This is a genomic window from Caulobacter sp. DWR2-3-1b2, from assembly GCF_049896345.1.
Classification (GTDB): Bacteria; Pseudomonadota; Alphaproteobacteria; order Caulobacterales; family Caulobacteraceae; genus Caulobacter.
In genome coordinates, this window is the sequence record NZ_JAFCUC010000001.1 from 760,504 (window position 1) to 778,619 (window position 18,116).

At 66.1% G+C, this 18,116-nt stretch carries 19 protein-coding genes and 1 tRNA gene; 4 read left to right on the forward strand and 16 right to left on the reverse strand.

All coding sequences use genetic code 11. The features are described 5' to 3' along the window. Positions 1 to 7: 7 nt before the first annotated feature. The 5 genes from infB to ACP694_RS03675 all read right to left on the reverse strand — a co-directional run bounded on the left by infB (position 8) and on the right by ACP694_RS03675 (position 7,010). Positions 8 to 3,154, reverse strand: coding sequence for a translation initiation factor IF-2 (gene infB / locus ACP694_RS03655; protein WP_426010490.1), 3,147 nt, complete (start codon positions 3,152 to 3,154; stop codon positions 8 to 10). 108 nt (positions 3,155 to 3,262) lie between these two features. Continuing rightward, a complete protein-coding gene (locus tag ACP694_RS03660; protein ID WP_426010492.1) occupies positions 3,263 to 3,913 on the reverse strand; it encodes an RNA-binding protein in 651 nt (216 codons plus the stop codon). 142 nt (positions 3,914 to 4,055) lie between these two features. Next, the gene (gene nusA, locus ACP694_RS03665) at positions 4,056 to 5,756 is read right to left on the reverse strand and encodes a transcription termination factor NusA (protein WP_426010494.1); all 1,701 of its coding nucleotides are present in this window, start codon (positions 5,754 to 5,756) and stop codon (positions 4,056 to 4,058) included. A 2-nt stretch (positions 5,757 to 5,758) separates the two neighbouring features. Next, on the reverse strand, positions 5,759 to 6,376 hold the full coding sequence (gene rimP / locus ACP694_RS03670) for a ribosome maturation factor RimP (protein ID WP_426010496.1): 618 nt from the start codon (positions 6,374 to 6,376) through the stop codon (positions 5,759 to 5,761). A gap of 169 nt (positions 6,377 to 6,545) precedes the next feature. Then, entirely contained in the window at positions 6,546 to 7,010 is a 465-nt protein-coding gene (locus ACP694_RS03675) for a hypothetical protein (protein ID WP_426010498.1), read from the reverse strand. A 153-nt stretch (positions 7,011 to 7,163) separates the two neighbouring features. Between ACP694_RS03675 and ppa the strand changes: the two genes are divergently transcribed. From ppa to ACP694_RS03690, 3 genes are all read left to right on the forward strand, one after another. Then, the gene (ppa, locus tag ACP694_RS03680) at positions 7,164 to 7,697 is read left to right on the forward strand and encodes an inorganic diphosphatase (RefSeq protein WP_426010499.1); all 534 of its coding nucleotides are present in this window, start codon (positions 7,164 to 7,166) and stop codon (positions 7,695 to 7,697) included. 260 nt (positions 7,698 to 7,957) lie between these two features. Next, positions 7,958 to 8,383: an Hsp20 family protein gene (locus tag ACP694_RS03685; protein ID WP_426010501.1), complete on the forward strand. Its 426-nt coding sequence runs from the start codon at positions 7,958 to 7,960 to the stop codon at positions 8,381 to 8,383. Positions 8,384 to 8,464: 81 nt separating this feature from the next. Beyond that, positions 8,465 to 8,731 carry a DUF1150 family protein gene (locus tag ACP694_RS03690; RefSeq protein ID WP_426010503.1) on the forward strand — a complete coding sequence of 89 codons (267 nt, stop codon included), beginning with the start codon at positions 8,465 to 8,467 and terminating at the stop codon, positions 8,729 to 8,731. Between the two features lie 88 nt (positions 8,732 to 8,819). On the opposite strand, the gene ACP694_RS03695 is transcribed toward ACP694_RS03690, so the two are convergent. From ACP694_RS03695 to ACP694_RS03740, 10 genes are all read right to left on the reverse strand, one after another. Next, the gene (locus ACP694_RS03695) at positions 8,820 to 9,275 is read right to left on the reverse strand and encodes a hypothetical protein (protein ID WP_426010504.1); all 456 of its coding nucleotides are present in this window, start codon (positions 9,273 to 9,275) and stop codon (positions 8,820 to 8,822) included. Positions 9,276 to 9,356: 81 nt separating this feature from the next. Further along, a complete protein-coding gene (locus tag ACP694_RS03700) occupies positions 9,357 to 9,827 on the reverse strand; it encodes a PTS sugar transporter subunit IIA (protein ID WP_426010506.1) in 471 nt (156 codons plus the stop codon). Positions 9,828 to 9,928: 101 nt separating this feature from the next. After that, positions 9,929 to 10,573, reverse strand: coding sequence for a ribosome hibernation-promoting factor, HPF/YfiA family (gene hpf, locus ACP694_RS03705; RefSeq protein ID WP_426010508.1), 645 nt, complete (start codon positions 10,571 to 10,573; stop codon positions 9,929 to 9,931). Positions 10,574 to 10,624: 51 nt separating this feature from the next. Further along, on the reverse strand, positions 10,625 to 11,236 hold the full coding sequence (locus ACP694_RS03710) for an exopolysaccharide biosynthesis protein (RefSeq protein ID WP_426010509.1): 612 nt from the start codon (positions 11,234 to 11,236) through the stop codon (positions 10,625 to 10,627). Positions 11,237 to 11,305: 69 nt separating this feature from the next. Beyond that, positions 11,306 to 12,814, reverse strand: coding sequence for an RNA polymerase factor sigma-54 (gene rpoN / locus ACP694_RS03715; protein ID WP_426010510.1), 1,509 nt, complete (start codon positions 12,812 to 12,814; stop codon positions 11,306 to 11,308). Positions 12,815 to 13,050: 236 nt separating this feature from the next. Further along, positions 13,051 to 13,809 (reverse strand): LPS export ABC transporter ATP-binding protein, encoded by a 759-nt coding sequence (gene lptB / locus ACP694_RS03720; protein WP_426011286.1) that lies wholly within the window; start codon positions 13,807 to 13,809, stop codon positions 13,051 to 13,053. Positions 13,810 to 13,827: 18 nt separating this feature from the next. Further along, entirely contained in the window at positions 13,828 to 14,406 is a 579-nt protein-coding gene (locus ACP694_RS03725) for an LptA/OstA family protein (RefSeq protein WP_426010512.1), read from the reverse strand. Positions 14,407 to 14,421: 15 nt separating this feature from the next. Then, positions 14,422 to 15,060 (reverse strand): LPS export ABC transporter periplasmic protein LptC, encoded by a 639-nt coding sequence (gene lptC / locus ACP694_RS03730; RefSeq protein WP_426010514.1) that lies wholly within the window; start codon positions 15,058 to 15,060, stop codon positions 14,422 to 14,424. Between the two features lie 9 nt (positions 15,061 to 15,069). Beyond that, entirely contained in the window at positions 15,070 to 15,687 is a 618-nt protein-coding gene (locus ACP694_RS03735) for a ribonuclease D (protein WP_426010515.1), read from the reverse strand. Between the two features lie 223 nt (positions 15,688 to 15,910). Next, a tRNA-Leu gene (locus ACP694_RS03740) sits at positions 15,911 to 15,997 on the reverse strand. 143 nt (positions 15,998 to 16,140) lie between these two features. Between ACP694_RS03740 and ACP694_RS03745 the strand changes: the two genes are divergently transcribed. Continuing rightward, the gene (locus ACP694_RS03745) at positions 16,141 to 17,097 is read left to right on the forward strand and encodes a complex I NDUFA9 subunit family protein (RefSeq protein WP_426010517.1); all 957 of its coding nucleotides are present in this window, start codon (positions 16,141 to 16,143) and stop codon (positions 17,095 to 17,097) included. Positions 17,098 to 17,133: 36 nt separating this feature from the next. On the opposite strand, the gene ACP694_RS03750 is transcribed toward ACP694_RS03745, so the two are convergent. Then, positions 17,134 to 17,943 carry an undecaprenyl-diphosphate phosphatase gene (locus tag ACP694_RS03750; protein WP_426010519.1) on the reverse strand — a complete coding sequence of 270 codons (810 nt, stop codon included), beginning with the start codon at positions 17,941 to 17,943 and terminating at the stop codon, positions 17,134 to 17,136. Positions 17,944 to 18,116 lie beyond the last annotated feature (173 nt).

Below are 18,116 nucleotides of genomic sequence, written 5' to 3' on the forward strand. Positions count from 1 at the left end.
CCGACGACTAGTCCAGCTGGCGCTTGATCTCTTCGACGGTGAAGCACTCGATGGTGTCGCCGACCTTGATGTCCTGGAAGCCGGCGAACATCATGCCGCACTCCTGGCCGGACGGGACCTCGGGGACCTCGTCCTTGAAGCGCTTGAGGGTCTGCAGGGTGCCCAGTTCCAGAACGACGATGTCGTTGCGGATGATCCGGACCTTGGCGCCCTTGCGGACCACGCCCTCGGTGACCTTACAACCGGCGATCTTGCCGACCTTGGAGATGTCGAAGGCTTGCAGCACTTCGGCGTTGCCCAGGAAGGTTTCGCGCTGGATCGGGGCCAGCATGCCCGAGAGCACGCCTTTGATGTCGTCCAGCAGGTCGTAGATGATCGCGTAGTAGCGGATCTCGACGCCTTCGCGCTCGGCCAGCGCCCGCGCCTGGGCCGAGGCCCGGACGTTGAAGCCGATGAGCGGCGCGCCGGCGCCCTTGGCCAGCATCACGTCGCTTTCGCTGATCGCCCCGGCGCCCGACAGGATGATCCGCGCGCGGACCTCGTCGGTCGACATGGCGTCCAGCGAGCCGATGATCGCCTCGGCCGAGCCCTGCACGTCAGCCTTGATGACCAGCGGCAGCTCGCGATATTTCTTGTCCTGCAGCTTGGCCATCATGTCGGCCATGCTGGTGGCGCCCGCGCCAACCGGATGCATCGATTTCTCGCGCTTCAGGCGGATGCGGTACTCGGTCAATTCACGAGCCCGAGCTTCGTTCTCGACGACCGCGAAGGGGTCGCCGGGCGAAGGCACGCCGTCCAGGCCGAGAATCTCGACCGGGGTCGAAGGCCCGACGTCGTTCAGTTGCTCATTGCGCTCGTTGAGCAGGGCGCGAACCCGGCCGAACTGGCTGCCGGCCACGACGATGTCGCCGCGCTTCAGCGTGCCGCGCTTGACCAGCACGGTCGAAACCGCGCCGCGACCCTTGTCGAGCTTGGCCTCGATCACCACGCCGTCGGCGGTGCGATCGGGGTTGGCCTTCAAGTCCATGACCTCAGCCAACAGCAGGATGCGCTCGATCAGCTCGTCCAGGCCCTGGCCGGTCTTGGCGGAGACCTCGACGATCTGGGTTTCGCCGCCCAGGCTTTCGACCACGATCTCATGTTGCAGCAGCTCGTTGATGACGCGGGTCGCGTCAGAGCCCGGCTTGTCCATCTTGTTGACGGCCACGATGATCGGCACTTCCGCAGCGCGGGCGTGCTTGATGGCCTCGATGGTCTGCGGCATGACGCCGTCGTCGCCAGCCACCACCAGGATCACCAGGTCGGTGATATTGGCGCCGCGCGCCCGCATCTGCGAGAAAGCCGCGTGGCCTGGGGTGTCGAGGAAGGTGACCTTCTGGCCATTTTCCAGGCGAACCTGATAGGCGCCGATGTGCTGGGTGATGCCGCCGTGCTCGCCGCCGGCCACGTCGGCCTTGCGCAGCGCGTCCAGCAGGCTGGTCTTGCCGTGGTCGACGTGACCCATGACCGTGACCACCGGGGGCCGCGACTCCAGGTGGTCGTCGATGTCCTCGGCGCCGATGAAGCCTTCTTCGACGTCGGCTTCCGAAACGCGGCGGACGGTGTGGCCAAATTCGGTGGCCACCAGTTCGGCGGTGTCGTTGTCGATGACGTCGTTGATCTTCAGCATCACGCCCTGACGCATCAGGAACTTGATGATCTCGACACCGCGCACGGCCATCCGGTTGGACAGCTCCTGAACGGTGATGACGTCGGGGATGATCACTTCGCGGCTAACCTTCACGACATCGGCGGGACCGCCGCGGCGCTTTTCTTTTTCACGTTCACGGGCCCGGCGAACCGAGGCCAGCGAGCGCATGCGATCGGCGGAGTCTCCATCGCCGGCCACGGTCTGGATCGTCAGGCGGCCTTCGCGGCGGATCGGAGCGCCCTTGGCGCGCGACACGGCCTTGCCGGGCGCGGCGGCCTTGCGCCGATCGTCGTCATCCTCCGGACGCCGCGCGGCCTCGCCGCCGGGGCGGGGGGCCGAACGCGTGGCGCGCTGGATTTCTGGCGTGGCCGGAGCCGAGGCGGGAACGCCCGGACGGGCGCCGCGCGCACCACCAGGACCCGGACGGGCGCCAGGGGCCGGGCGCGGGGCCAGGGCCGAATAGCGGACGGTCTGGGTCGGACGGTCGCCCTGGGGACGATCGCCTTGCGGACGATCCCCCTGGGGGCGGTCGCCTTGCGGACGGTCGTTGCGGAAACCGCCGGCGCCTTCGGGGCGGGGACCGCCAGCGTCGGGACGCGGCGTGCGTTGGTTATAGGGACCATCCGGGCGCGGAGCGCGCTGGTTGAATGGCCGGTCGGCCTGCGGACGGTCTCCCTGGGGACGATCGCCTTGCGGTGGACGCTCGCCGCCCGGACCCGGACGATAGGTCGTGGTCGAGGTGCGGTCGTCGCGGCGATCGCGGCTGGGCTCGTAGGTGCGGGTCTGGCCGGCGGCCGGCGCCGCGGGACGGGGCGCGTCGCCGCGCGCCGCCGGTGCAGCGGGGCGCGGGGCCTCGGCGCGCGGCGCTGCGGGAGCCGAGGCCGGAGCAGGAGCCGCGGCGGCCGTCGGAGCCGGAGCAGCAGGCGCGGCGACCACGCGGGCGACCGGGGTGGGGGCGACCGGGGTGGGCGCGACCGGAGCGGCGGCGACCGGAGCCGCAGGCGCCTCCGGAGCAGGAGTCGGCGTCGCGGCGACCTTGGCGGTCGCGGCGGCCTTAGCGGCGGTTTCGCTCGCGGCGGCCTCGGCGGCCGTGGCGCGAGCCTCGGCGGCGCGGCGTTCGCCGGCTTGACGTTCCTGATGTTCGCGAGCGGCCTCGATGGCGCGCTGACGGGCCAGCATCTCGCCTTGCGACAGGCCGCCAGCCGAAGAGCCGCCACCGCCGGAAGACTGCTGACGCGGCGCGGCGTTGTGACGCTCGGCCGAGGACGGCGCGGCGAGGTTGCCTGCCGGAGCCGCGTGCGGACGCACGCGTTTGGTTTCAACCACCACCGTCTTGGTGCGGCCGTGGCTGAAGCTCTGCTTCACTACACCGGCGCTGACAGACCCCTGGCGGGGCTTCAGCGTTATGGGCGCTCTGCCCCCGGGGTTGGAACCAGGCCGACCGTTATCGTTCTCGTCGCTCATGCGCTCGCTTGTACTTCCGCCAGCTGAGGCTGGCCAAAACCGTTAGATCCATATGAGAACGGGGCCTGGACGTACCTCCCAAAGGAAGCGCGTTTCCGGGCCCTTATCTCAAGGCTCCTCACGCCAACTCGCCGACCAACTCGGAGGGGAGAGTGGGCGGAAGCCTGATAACCGCTCGACATCCAATGTCCAGCGATCAGTGCCGCGCCCGGCAAGAAGCGCCGTGTGTATCACATTCTCCCCGCCCAAGGCCAAACCCAATTCGTCGGATGAGAACATACCGAGGATTTTCGGGTCGTTCGGGGCCTTGTAGGCGGCGGTGAGAATCTTTCGCCGGCCGTCGGCGGCGCTGTCTGACGCCTCGATGAGCCAAGCGGTCTTGCCCGACGCCAGGGCCGAGCAGACCTTTTCGAAGCCCGAGATAATGTTTCCGCCGCGCCGTGCAAGACCCAGCCCGTCGAGAACGCGCCGAACCAGCAGTTGCTCCACCTGGTCGGCCAGGTCGGCCGGAGCCGACAGCTTTGTCTTGGCCGAGCGCGAAAACAGGCCCTTCTTGGCCGCCAGGGTCACCGCCTCGCGCGTGGCGTCCACCCACATGCCGCGACCCGGCAGCTTGCGCGCCACGTCGGGCACGACCGCCCCGTCGGGACCGATCACGAACCGCACCAGGCGCGCCTCGTCGGTCGCCTCGCCCAGGACGATGTCCTTGCGCTGGCGCGAAGCTTCGGCGTGGGTCTTGGGGGCGTCGGGCTCTGTCATCAATGCTCGTCATCAACCGCTTCCCGGCCTGCGGGTCGCGCAAGCGCGCCCGAGGATAAGCTCCGGCCGGGACCCAGATTCACCCTGAGAGGCTCATGGGCTTTCACCTGGGCCCCGACCTTCGTCGGGGAAACGGAAGTTTCTAGTCTTCCTTGGTCTCGTCGTCAGTCGCGTCCTCGGTCTCTTCAGCCGGCTCAGCGTCTTCGGTGATCTCGTCCGAGGCCTCGGCCGGCGCTTCGCCCGCGTCTTCGACCTCTTCTTCGATATATTCCGGCTCCGGCGGAGCCTCGACCCAGCCCATTAAGACGCGGGCGCGCATGATCAGCGCCTCGGCGTCTTCCGGCGACAGGTTGAAGCTGTCGAGAATGCCAGCTTCGCGGGTGCGTTCGCCGTCCTTGGTCTCGAACCAGCCACGCAGGTCGTCGGGGATCAGGCCGGCCAGGTCCTCGACCGACTTCACGTCGCCTTCGCCCAAGGCCACGGCCATGGGCAAGGTGACGCCTTCGACCTCCAGCACGCCGTCCTCAACGCCCAGCGCGACGCGCTTGGCGTTGAGCGCCGCGGCTTCCTTGTCGAGATATTCGCGGGCCCGAGTCTGAAGCTCCTCGGCCGTCTCGTCGTCGAAGCCTTCGATGGCGGCGATTTCGTGCGGCTCGACATAGGCGACGTCTTCCACCGTGGCGAAGCCTTCGGTGACCAGCAGCTGGGCGATGACCTCGTCGACGTCCAGGGCTTCCTGGAACAGGGCGGTGGTCTCGGTGAACTGCTTCTGACGGCGCTCGCTCTCCTGGGCCTCCGTCATGATGTCGATCTGCCAGCCGGTCAGCTGCGAGGCGAGTCGAACGTTCTGGCCGCGACGGCCGATGGCCAGCGACAGCTGCTCATCTGGCACCACGACTTCGACGCGCTCGTCTTCCTCGTCCATCACGACCTTGGACACCTCGGCCGGGGCCAAGGCGTTGACGATGAAGGTCGCTTCGTCCTCGGACCATTGGATGATGTCGATCTTCTCTCCCTGCAGCTCGGCCACAACGGCCTGGACGCGCGAGCCGCGCATGCCGACGCAGGCGCCAACGGGGTCGATGCTGCTGTCGTTGGAGATCACGGCCATCTTGGCGCGCGAGCCCGGGTCGCGGGCCACGGCGCGGATCTCGATGACGCCGTCATAGACTTCCGGCACTTCCTGCGCGAACAGCTTGGCCATGAAGCCGCCGTGGGCGCGCGACAGCATGATCTGCGGGCCCTTGGTCTCGCGACGGACGTCGTAGATGTAGGCGCGGATGCGGTCACCGACGTTGAAGTTCTCGCGCGGGATCGACTGGTCGCGGCGCATGATGCCTTCGCCGCGGCCGAGGTCAACGATCACGTTGCCGTATTCGACGCGCTTGACGCTGCCATTGACGATCTCGCCGGCGCGATCCTTGTACTCGTCGTACTGGCGCTCGCGCTCGGCTTCGCGGACCTTATGCATGACGACCTGGCGGGCCATCTGGGTCTGGACGCGGCCGATCTCGAACGGCGGCAGATCTTCCTCGTAGATCTTGCCCACCTCGGCGTCGCGCCAGGTGCGCCTGGCCGACGACAGCTGGACCTTGCCGATCTCGCCTTCCAGCTCGAAGTCATCAGCCACGACCTCGATGACCCGCTTCTGGCTGGTCTCGCCGGTCTTGGTGTCGATCTTCACCCGGATATCGTGCTCGGCGCCGTAACGGGCCCGGGCCGCCTTTTGCAGAGCGTCCTCGATCGCCTCGATGACGACTTCCTTCTCGATGCCTTTTTCGCGCGCGACGGCGTCGGCGATTTGCAGCAGCTCGAGGCGGTTGGCGGAAATGCCGATGGCCATGGTCAGTCCTCTTCACTTTCGGACAGGTCAATGTCGTCTTCGGCGTCGTCGCCGAGGTCTTCGTTGTCGGCGTCAGCGCCTTCGCCGACGCGGGCGGCGCGCTGGTCGGCGCCCCGCTTCATCAGTTGGTCCGTCAGCACCAGCTTGGCGTCGACGATCCAGTCGAACGGGAAATAGACGGTGGTGTCGTCCTCGCCCTCGATGTTCAGGCCCACCTGGCCATCCTCGACGCCGGCCAGTTCGCCCTTGAAGCGCTTGCGGCCCTCGGCGACGCGGTCCAGCTCGAGGCGGACCTCCAGGCCGGCATAGGTGTCGAAGTCCTTCAGCCGGGTCAGGGGGCGATCGACGCCGGGGCTGGAGACTTCCAGGGTGTATTCGCCGCTGATCGGGTCGGCGGCGTCCATCACTTCGGAGATGGCGCGCGACAGCTTGGCGCAGTCCTCGACGTTCATGTCGCCGCCGCTGCCATCTTCGAGCAAAGGCCGCTCGGCCATGATCTGCAGCCGGCGCTGTTCGGCCCCGCCCATTAGGCGCAGGCGCACCAGTTCGTAGCCGACGGAATCGGCCACGGGATCGAGCAGTTCGATCAGACTACGGTCTTCTTGCGTCTTGCCGCGCAAAGGGTCTCTCAACTCACTGGCGGCCGCCCAAAACCTTGCTGGCTAAAGCCTAGCTGGCGAGCGGCCAAAGAAAAAGCGGCAGCCTTTCGGGCCGCCGCTCGAAAGCGCTATCAGCGCTGACGGACGATGTAGGAGCTATATAGCGCGATGTTTGCGCGGTTGGAAGTCCCTACTCGTGACCCTCCGTCAGGAGCGCCTGAGCCCGCGCGAGCGCGCCCCACGTCTCACAGTCCTTCGAGATCCCCCCCGCCCGGCCGCGCCAATGGATGTTCAGCTGGGTCGACGGCGGATCCAGACAATAATAGTGGTCTGTAGGGGCAGGCGTCTCGACGAGGACGGCGGGATCGTCGAGCGCGACATCCAGCGCCGCCCCTTCCAGCGCGGTAAGACGCCAGTGGTGCTCCTCGGTAGTGAGAAAGCTCATCACGCGCGACACCGTCCAGCGGCCCTTGCCCTCGCGACGCGCCACCAGACTGGTCTCGCCACCGCCAGCGAGCCGGGCTTCGTTGAAGATCCGGACCTCGCCTTTCGCGCTGCTCGCGGACAGGCCCGCTTGGGCCCGGAGCTTCACATGCCAATCCTCGGCCTGCGCTGCGGCGACGGCCGGCGCCAGGGCGGTGATCAGCAAGATCATGAGGAGGCGGCGAAAGATCATGAATTCAGTGTAGATAACGAGCCTGGCCGCATCCATCGCCGTAACGGCTTCCGCACCGCAACATTTGTGGCCTATACAGTCGCCCGCGCAGGCCGCCTCTCCAGCGGACCTAAATCCCAAAGAAGAGTCACAATGGACCTCTCCAAGATCGCCACCGGCGTGAACCCGCCCTATGACCTCAACGCCGTCATCGAGATCCCGCAAGGCGGCGAGCCGGTGAAATATGAGATCGACAAGGCCAGCGGCGCCCTGATGGTCGATCGCTTCCTGCACACGGCGATGTTCTATCCGGCCAATTACGGCTTCATTCCCCACACCCTGGCGGACGACGGCGATCCCGCCGACATCATGGTGGTGGGTCCGACCCCGGTGGTGCCGGGCGCGATCATCCGCTGCCGCCCGATCGGCACCCTGATGATGGTCGATGAAGCCGGTTCGGACGAAAAGATCCTGGCCGTGCCGGTCGACAAGCTCCACCCCTTCTATACGGGCGTGAACAGCTGGCGCGACCTGCCGGTGATCCTCACCGAGCAGATCGCCCACTTCTTCCAGCACTATAAAGACCTGGAAAAGGGCAAGTCGACCAAGATCAGCGGCTGGGCCGACCTGGAAGAAACCGCCGAGATCATCCGTACGGCGATCAAGCGCCACGACGAAAGCTACTGAATTAGCACAGGTTCTTTCCCTCCCCTTAATGGGGAGGGGGGACCACCAAGTGGTGGGTGGGGCTTCGCCGCCCCCTTGACCCATCAAACCCCACCAGACCTCTTCGGTGCGCCCTCCCCCTGTGGGGTCCCACGGGGGCAGGCGCTTACGGCTCTTGAACCCACCGTCGCCCATCGCCACCTAAGCTGGACGTCGCGAGGCGGGGCGCCGATCCCGGGCCTGGTTCTCGCGCACGAAGTCGCTTGAGCGAGGACTTCGCGATGACCCGCGCCATCCTGTTCGACAGCCCCTTCCTGCTGGGCTTCGAACACACTCGAGACCTGATCGAGCGCGCGGCAAAGGCCGCCGCCGAAAGCTATCCGCCCTACAATGTCGAGCAGTCTGACGACGGCGGGGTGCGTATCACCCTGGCGGTCGCTGGCTTCTCGCCCGATCAGTTGCATGTCACCGTCGAAGGCGGCCAGTTGGTGGTCGCCGGACGGCGCGAGGCGGACGGCAAGTCCGAGACCGACCGCGCCTATCTGCATCGCGGCATCGCGGCGCGGGGCTTCCTGCGCACCTTCGTGCTGGCCGACGGCATGGAGGTCACGGCCGCCACGCTCGAGCATGGCTTGCTGCATGTCGATCTCGCCCGGCCGGAGCCTGAACGGCTGGTTCGCCGCATTCCCATCCGGTCGGTCGGCTGACCTTTCCGGCACTCGTTCCAGCGCGCGGTCTGAACCGACCTGCGTCGCGGGGCGTTCCCATTTTCAAAGGAGTTGGTCTTAATGACACCTGACCCCCATACCCCGTTCTTCTCCGCCGAAGCCTTCGCGGCGCTTGGCGCGCCCGACCTGGTCTATGTGCGGCCCATCAAGGCGGCGGAAATCCTCGAGGACGCGCCGGACGGGGTCAGCGACTTTGACCTGTCGCCCGACCAGACGCTCTACGCCGTGTTCCGCGCCGACGGCGCCCGCCTGGCCGTGCTGACCGACAAGGACTCCGCCGTGGCCGCCGCCCTGGCGCACGAGCTGGCGCCGGTCTCGGTGCATTAGCCCCCGTCGGTAAGTTCCGAGCCGACCCGAGAGACATCTGGGTCGGTTTGGGAGCGGCGCGCCTAATCGAGTCGACGCTGCAAACGCCTCAAAGGCGCCATCCCCCCAACTGGCTCAAGATCATCGTTGGCTCGCCCTGTGCAGCGTCCACCATGGTGCAGGTGAAGCCCTGGAAGGGTTGTCCATCTCGGGTGATTAAGAGGAAACCAGGAGTAAATACCCTGCCATCATAGTTGACGCCATCTACGGCATCATATTGGTCGAGGTTCTTTTGAATCTTTTGGATGTCAGCCTCGGGTTTTCCCGCGCCGTAATACATCATCTTTCCGTCAGGCGAAAAACGCATGTAGTCTAGCGAAATCCATTTAGACAACGCCTTCGTGGTCGAATTTGGTGTAACGACCCGGCTTTCCCAAAGACCCACAAGATCGCTAGAGGTACACGGGCGGCCCTCAGCCAGCGGCTCGGTCTGTGGAATTTGAGCCCTAGCGGATGCGCCGAGTGCGAGCGCTACACTCGAAGCAAGAAGAAGTGTTCTGATCATCGAAGTGAGCTTCCAGGGCCGCTGACCAAGTTTTGGAAGTATAGCCTTTTACAGACAAATTTGGGCGCTCGCAACCGCCCCTCAAGCCGCCGTCGGCTTGCTCTCCTGCGCCGGGGCTAGCAGCAGATACACCGCGTCGGCCGAGCGCGCTTGGCGCAGTTGTTGCCGCGTCTCGGGCTGGCGCATCAGTCGCGACACCCGGGCCAGGGCCCTCAGGTGGCTGGAGTCGGCGTCGGCGGGGGCGAAAAGGGTGACCAGCAGGTCCACGGGCTTGTCGTCCACCGACCCGAACGCCACCGGCGTCTCCAGGCGCATGAACACCGCGCGAACCCGGTCCAGGCCCTTCACGCGCGCATGGGGAATAGCCACGCCCTGGCCTACGCCGGTCGAACCGGCCGTCTCACGATCGATCAGGCCCTCGAGCGCCTCACCGGCGTCGACGCCCAGGACGCGGGCGGCAACGTCGGCGATGACGCCCAAGACCTGACGCTTGTTGGAGGCGCTGACCCGCAGGATCACTGCGCCTGGATCCAGTAGATCGCCGATCGTCATGGCCGCCAGCTCGCTTCGTTATCGGTCGCACCGAGCCGTCGTTCCGAGAGATTCGGCAAAATGCGGACCTTCCGAAACGCACCAACGAACCCGAGGTTCTGTCAGCTTGCGGCTGGCCCGTGTCCGTTCAGCGCGGGGGCCTTCACCTGCGTCCGTTCGGGATCGATCCAGCCAATATTTCCGTCTGGCCGCCGATAGACCACTGACAATCCGTCGTGTGCGGCGTTCCTAAACACGATTGCCTGGGACTCGGTCAAGTCCAGTTCCATGACCGCCATGGAAACGGTCATCGTCTTCAGGGAGCCCTGGCTCTCGGCGATGATCATCGCGGCCGGCGCGCCGGCGGGATGGTCGTCCTCGCTACTCCAGTCGTCCTCGTCGGCATCGTCGTCTTCGGGGGCCCGCAGCACGTACATCGCCGCGTTTTCGGCCGCCTTGGCGTTGGCGGCGATGGAGTGGCTTTTCAATCGTCGTTTGTAGCGCCTAACCCTCGTTTCGATCTTGGCCAGGGCGGCGTCGAAGGCCGCGTGTGCGTCTCCTCCCGACCCGTGGCTGATCAGTTGCTGACCCGAAGCCAGCTTGACCGAGCAATCGACCCGGAAGGCGTAGCCCTCCTTGCTGATGATCACTTCGGCGTCGCCGCCGCGATCAAAATACTTACCGATGCTCAGGGTGATTTCGTCGGAGACTCGCGCTCGCAGAGCCTCGCCAACGTCGACATGCTTGCCGGAGATTTGGACTTGCATGCGGTAACAACGCGCCTGTCCTGACGTGGTGTCAAGCGCCGCCAAGGCGACTTAAAACAGCCCTGAAAACATGTCTAGCAGGCGTTCGACCGCAGCCATGACGACACCGGCGCTGAGCACCAGCAGGCCGACGCTGACCGCCGCCATCAGATAGCCCGCCAAGGCCAGCAGGCCGTCACGCTGCAGCAGGGCCAGAGACAGCACCGCCACCGTCGCGCCCGGCGCGAGGTTGCCCAGGGGGATCGGCAGCACCAGCACCATGGCCAGCAGGGTGCAGACCACGCCGATCATCCGCTCGCCGGCCGGCGCGAACAACATCTCCAGGCGCGGGCGGGTGACCAGCTCCATCCGCCGGACGATCGGCGTCAGCCTACGGAACAGGCCTCGCAGGTCGTCGCGTTTCAGGGGATGGTGAACCAGCTTGCGCGGCAGCCATGGAATATCCGAGCCCCAGGCGATCTGCGGGGCCAGCAGCAAGATCGGCAGGCTGAGGATGGTCGAGGAGCCTGGCGGCAGGGGCAGGCAGTTGAGCAGTCCGAACACGAACAGCATGGCCCCGAAGGCGCGGCTATCGAACTGCTCCAGCATCTGGCCGACGGTCAGAACGGGGCGTGTGTCCTCGCCAAACCCCTCGATCACGTCGGACAAACTCTGGGTCGTCATGCTTCGCCTTTGGTCGCGTCTCTAGAAACGCAGAGCGCGGCCTTCGTGGCTATGCGCCATCGATCCTTTTTACGCGGTTTCCTTGATCAGCCGTCGACGCTCGACCGAGGAGGGAATTCGCAGGGCCTCGCGGTACTTGGCCACGGTGCGGCGGGCGATGTCGACGCCGGCCCCCTTGAGGATCTCGACGATGGCGTCGTCGGAATGGACGTCGGCTTCGCTGCGCTCGGCCTCGACCAGGCCCTTGATCTTGTGGCGGACGCTGGCGGCCGAATGGGCCTCGCCGCCCTCGGTGGCCTGGATGGCCGAGGTGAAGAAGTATTTCAGCTCGAACACCCCGCGCGGGGTGGCCATGTACTTGTTGGAGGTCACCCGGCTGACGGTGCTCTCGTGCATGCCGATGGCGTCGGCGACGGTCTTGAGGTTCAGCGGCCGCAGGTGCTCGACGCCGTAGGCGAGGAAGCCGTCCTGCTGGCGGACGATCTCGCTGGAGACCTTGAGGATGGTCTTGGCCCGCTGGTCCAGGCTTTTTACCAGCCAGTTGGCGGTGGCGAAACAGTCGGAGACGAAGCTCTTTTCCTGGTCGCTGCGCGCGCCCTTGCTGACCCGGGCGTGGTAGCGCTGGTCGACCAGCACCTTGGGGAGGGTGTCGGTGTTGAGCTCGACATGCCACAGGCCCCCGGGCGTCTCACGCACATGGACGTCGGGCACCAGGGTCTGGGGCGGGTCGGAGTGGAAAGCCGCGCCGGGGCGGGGGGTCAGGGCGCGGATCTCGGCGATCATTTCGCGCAGGTCCTCGTCGTCGACGCCGCAGATCTTGCGCAGGCCATTCATGTCGCGCTTGGCCAGCAGGTCCAGATTGTCCAGCAGGGCGGCCATGCAGGGGTCGTAGCGATTGACGTCCTTCAGCTGCAGGGCCAGGCACTCGCGCACATCGCGGGCCAGGACGCCGGCTGGCTCGAAGCCCTGAAGGGCGCCCAGAACCCCTTCGACGAAGGCAAGCTCGCAGCCCAGGCGCTCGGCCACCTCACCGAGGTCGGCGCGCAGATAGCCGGTCTCGTCCACCGCGTCGATCAGCACCCGGGCCACCACGTTCTGGGCGGGGGAGAGACCCGCCACCGACAGCTGGCCGGTCAGGTGCTCGGTCAGGGTCGGGGGCCGGGTAAGGGCGCTTTCGTAATTGTCGTCGCTCTCGAAATTGCCGCCGCCGCCGGTGCGCGACCAGTCGATGGCCCCGCCGGCCTGCTCGGCTCCATTTTCCGAGTCTGGGCCATCGCCGGTGGCGCGCTCGCCGGGCGAGACGTCGTCGGGCGTGGCGTCCATCTGGCCGCTGGCGGCGCTGTCGGACACCGAGTCCAGGCCGAGGTTCTCGGTCGCGCCTTCGGGGGCTTCGGACGCGCGCTCGGCCTCGACTGGGCCATCTTCGCGCTGGAGCAGGGGATTACGCTCGAGCTCGGCCTCGACGAAGGCGTCGAGTTCGAGGTTCGACAACTGCAGCAGCTTGATGGCCTGCTGAAGCTGCGGCGTGATGACGAGGCCTTGGCCTTGTCGAAGCTCCAATCTGTGGCCGAGAGCCAAGGCGCCCTCCTGGGCAAATCGAACCGGTGTCGATCACCATTGAAGAGCAGTCTGGTTAACGGGGCGCCAACGTCAGCAAAAAGCGTGCCGCTGCGACCATCTCGTCCCGAGATATCGTCGGTTTTCTTGTCCGAGAGGCCCGAATGCGTGTCGGACACGGCATTGGTGAACGCGATCCTTAGGACCGGATCGCCGTCCGCCCCGACCATCGCGGGGTCGCGGGCCGCAGGATATGCCTAGCCGCGCTCGGCGAAACTGTCGCCCAGGTAAACCCGGCGCACTTCGGGATTGTCGACGATCTCCTGGGGAGAGCCTTCGAACAGCACCTCGCCAGCATGGATGATCGAGGCGCGGTCGATGATGTCCAGCGTCTCGCGGACATTGTGGTCGGTGATCAGTATGCCGATGCCGCGGCCCTTCAGATAGCCGATGACCTCGCGGATGTCGGCGATCGCCAGGGGATCGATGCCGGCGAAGGGCTCGTCCAGCAGCATGAACGACGGCTCGCTGGCCAGCGCGCGGGCGATTTCCACCCGGCGCCGCTCTCCGCCCGACAGGGCGACGGCCGGCGACTTGCGGATGTGGGTGATGCGCAGCTCTTCCAGGATGCTGGTCACCTGCTCGCGGGCCTGGCGCTGGTTCTTCTGGCGCATCTCGACCACGGCCATGACGTTCTGCTCGACGGTCATGCCGCGAAAGATCGAGGCTTCCTGGGGCAGGTAGCCGACACCCATGCGGGCCCGTTGGAACATCGGCTGGCCGGTGATGTCCTCGCCGTCCAGGAAGATCGAGCCGTAGTCTGCGGCGACCAAGCCGGTGATCATGTAGAAACAGGTGGTCTTGCCCGCGCCGTTGGGGCCCAGCAAGCCCGCGACCTCGCCGCGCTTGAGGGTCAGCGACACGCTCTTGACGACCGGACGATCGCCGAACGACTTGCCGATCGCATCGACGAAAAGGCCGTCGCCGGCCGTCTTGTCGGCCCCCAGATATTGCATCGTGAACGCCATTTGATCCTACGGCTTAGCGACGGCGGGCTTTTTGTTCTGGTCGGGATAGATCACCGCGCGCACGCGGGTCTTGCCGCGACCCGTGGCGTTGGATTCCATCTTCACGTCATTGGTCTTGGTCTTGATGGTCATGCGGTCGCCGCGCGCCACATCCTGGCCCTGGACAGCCACGACGTCGCCGGTCACCACGATGGTGTCGGTGGCGTAGTCGTAGACGGCGTGGTCGCCGCGCACGGTCTGTTCGGGCGTCACGTAGAACACATTGCCGTCGGCCACGACGTGATCCACGTCGCCGCAGTCGGCATTGCCGCCTGGACCCGGACCCGTCGAGGTCTTGCCCGGCGTCTTGCGGCGATTGAATACCGTCATCGTCGCGGCGCGCATGCGGGACTTGTCCTGCAGAACCTCGACCGAGCCTCGGAAGATGGTCTTGCACTGGCTGGTGATGACTTCCTGCTCGTCGGCGGAGATATCGACCGGCGCGCTGGAACTGTTGGATCCGACCTGCGCCAGGGCGACGCCGCCCGAAAGGCTGGTCCCCGCGAGGCTGAGGGCGATCACCGCCGGCGCCATCCATCGATTCATCAACCACGTCCTCATCTATTCTGGGGCCGCCTCGCCCGTCTTGCGATCGAGCCGCGTCTTCACGCCGCCCCGGAAGACGATACGGTCGCCCTTGTCATATACGGAGTAGGCGTTGGATTGCACCTGTCCAGTTGGGCCTTCGCCGTTCAGCGTGGTTTCGCCGGTGATGTTTCCGGTGCGCGTGTCGACCATCGCCTCGTTCGAGGCGAAGCGGTAGCCGGCCCCGTCGTCCATGCGAACATTGCCGAACAGCTGGAGCTTCAGTGTATCCTCGCGATAGATCCCCCGATCGGCCGTCGAGCGGGTCGGGACGGGGCTGCCGACGCCCAGTGTCAGGGTCGGGGCGTCGAGGAACACGCGCTTGAGGTCGGCCTCGTCGCGCACCGCCGAGCGGGCGGTAATCAGGAAGGGCCGGCCGTCGCTGGACTGGCCCTGGAAGCGCGGCGAGATCATGCGAATCTGCGCCTTGCTCTCGGCCGGTCGGCGGTCCCCGCCGGTGAAGCTGCGCCAGGCCACCTGGCCGCCAACGCTGGCGAGAATCGCCAGGATGGCGATCGGCAACAGGACCCGGGCCAGCCGCACGCGACGCGAGCGATTGCGCCAACGGCTTAGGTCCCGCCTGTATGCGCCCCGGTCCGCGTCAAGGGTGGTCATGCTTCGTCCTTAGGTGTGGGCGAAGATGTCGACATCTTCCCAGCCGGCCAGGTCGAGGGCCGCGCGGTGGGGAAGATAGTCGAAGGCGGCGTTGGCCAGGTCCATGCGGCCCTCGCGGACCAGCATGGCGTTCAGCCGCTCGCGCAGGGCATGAAGATGCAGCACGTCGGAGGCGGCATAGGCCAACTGCTCGGGCGACAGCGTCGCCGCACCCCAGTCCGAGCTCTGCTGGACCTTGGACAGCTCGACCCCGACCAGTTCGCGCGTCACGTCCTTGAGGCCATGGCGGTCGGTGTAGGTGCGGGCCAGCTTGCTGGCGATCTTGGTGCAATACACGGGCGCCGTCATGACACCCAGGTGCAACAGGAACATGGCGATGTCGAAGCGGCCGAAGTGAAAGAGCTTCACAACCGCCGGATCGGTCAGCAGGCGCTTGAGGTTGGGCGCGTCATAGGTCGAGCGATCCAGGCGCACCACATGGGCGTCGCCGTCGCCCGACGACAGCTGGATGACGCACAGCGGGTCGCGGCCCAGCCGCAGGCCCATGGTCTCGGAATCGATGGCGATGGCGGTCGCGCCGGCGAAGACGTCGCCCGGCAGATCGCCTTCATGCAGGAAGTTGGCCAAGTCTCGTGGTCTCCGCGCCTCGGTTTCGTCGCGCGGACGCCCGAATTTCCCGACACGCCTGAATATGGGGCGCCGACCCTGTCGGCCGGATGAACAGGATATCTAACGCCTGGGCGCCGCGACCGCCAGCCCGTCTCAACCCCCCAAGCGGGTGAAACTCAACTTGTGATGCCGGGTTTTCGTTCGGCGCCACCCCGACCTTCTCGCGAAGGTTGGTAGGGGGTGGTGCCCAGGAGAGGACTCGAACCTCCACGACCTTACAGTCACTGGCACCTGAAGCCAGCGCGTCTACCAATTCCGCCACCTGGGCCCGCAAGGCAATCCGTGGATCGCCGCGAGGCCGGGACGTTTATGCAAAGGTTCTGATCCCGTCAATCGCTTAGTTGCGCATTTCATTGCGAATGGGCTCGCTCTCGTCTATCCCCCGACCACGGGTTTAGGACGAGGTAGAACATGCAGGGTCTGGTCACGGTGTTCGGCGGCTCCGGCTTCGTCGGCGGCCAGGTCGTTAGGCAGCTCGCCAAGGCGGGCCACCGGGTCCGCGTCGCGGTGCGCAACCCCAACCTGGCCTACAAGATGCGGATGCTGGGCGATGTCGGCCAGATCGAGGTGGTGCAGGCCAATCTGCGCAACGTCGACTCGGTCGCCCGGGCGCTGGACGGCGCGGAAGCCGCGGTGAACTTGGTCGGCGTGCTGTTCGAGGCCGGCCGACAGCAATTCCAGACCTTGCATGTCATGGGCGCCAAGACGGTCGCCGAGCAGGCCAAGGCCGCCGGGGTCAAGCGCCTGGTGCAGATCTCGGCCATCGGCGCCGATGCGAACGCGCCTTCGAAATACGCCCGGACGAAAGCGGCGGGCGAGGCCGCTGTGCGCGAGGCCTTCCCCGGCGCGGTGGTGATCCGGCCGTCGATCGTGTTCGGAGCCGACGACAAGTTCTTCAACAAGTTCGGGCAGATGGCCGCCCTGTTCCCCGCCCTGCCGCTGATCGGCGGCGGCGAGACCAAATTCCAGCCGGTCTATGTCGGCGACGTGGCCGCCGCAGTGGCCAAGGCGGTCGCCAGCCCGGCCGCCGAGGGCCTGACCTATGAGCTGGGCGGCCCGGTGGTCTACAGCTTCAAGCAGCTGCTGGAGATGATCCTGCGCGAGACGGGCCGGAACCGCCTCCTGGCGCCGATCCCGTGGTTCGCCGCCAGCTTCATCGGCAAGGTCGGCGACCTGTCGCCCTTGACCCCGCCGCTGACCAGCGACCAAGTCGAGTCGCTGAAGGCCGACAATGTGGCGGACAAGGGCCTGCCGGGCCTGGCCGAGATGGGCGTGGTTCCGACCACCGTCGAGTCGGTGGTCCCATCCTACCTCTACCGCTACCGCAAGGGCGGCCAATATGCCGAGGTCCCGACGGGGGCGTTCTAGGGAAAAGAAAACCCTCTGGGAGAGGGCTTTTAGCGCTTAGCGCGGAATGTAGATCAGCCCCAGCCCCACGACCCCCACCACGATCCGCCACCACGCAAAAGGGGTGAAGCCGCGCTTGCCGACGAAGTCGATCATGTACTTCACCACCAGCAGGCCCGACAGGAACGACACCACGAAGCCGATGGCGATGATCCCAGCCTGGCTTGTGTCGATGTCCTTGTAGTTTTTGAGCAGGTCGAGCGCGAAGGCCCCGACCATGATCGGGATGGCCATGAAGAAGCTGAACTCGGCGGCGGCCTTGCGATCGACGCCCAGCAGCATCGAGCCGACGATGGTCGAGCCCGAGCGCGAGACTCCGGGCAACAGCGACAGGCATTGGAACAGGCCGATGAAGAAGGCGGTCTTCAGGTTCAGGGCCATGCCGTCCATCTCGCGGGGGGCGGGGGCTTTTTTGTCGACGATCAGCAGGATCACCCCGCCGACGATTAGCGACACGCAGATGATCTGCGGGATATAGGGGTTGTCGAACAGGTGCTTGATCACCCCGTGCAGGGCCAGGCCAGCGGCGAAGGCCGGGATACAGCCGAGGATCACGCTGAGCGCGAAGCGGCGGGCTTCTGGCTTGGTCGGCAGGCCGATCACCACCGTCCACAGGCGCTGGAAGTAAAGGGCGACCACCGCCAGCACCGCGCCCAGCTGGATCAGCACGATGAAGGTGTCCCAGCTGGTGTCGGTGAGGCCGAGCGCGATCTTGGTCAGCAGCAGGTGTCCGGTCGACGAGACGGGAATGAATTCGGTCAGGCCCTCGACCAGGCCCAGAACGATCGCTGTCAGCCAATCCGGCATCTTAGTCCCCCGAGGGCCAGGGCCCCTTGAATCAAGGTGTCTGGCGTGCGCCCGACACGGTAAACAATCGGTTTATCCATAAAGTGGACTATTAGAGCGCCCAGCTAAGAGTCGCTCGCACGACTTACTCAGTCAACGTGGCTATAATCGTCCATAATTTTGACTAATGCATT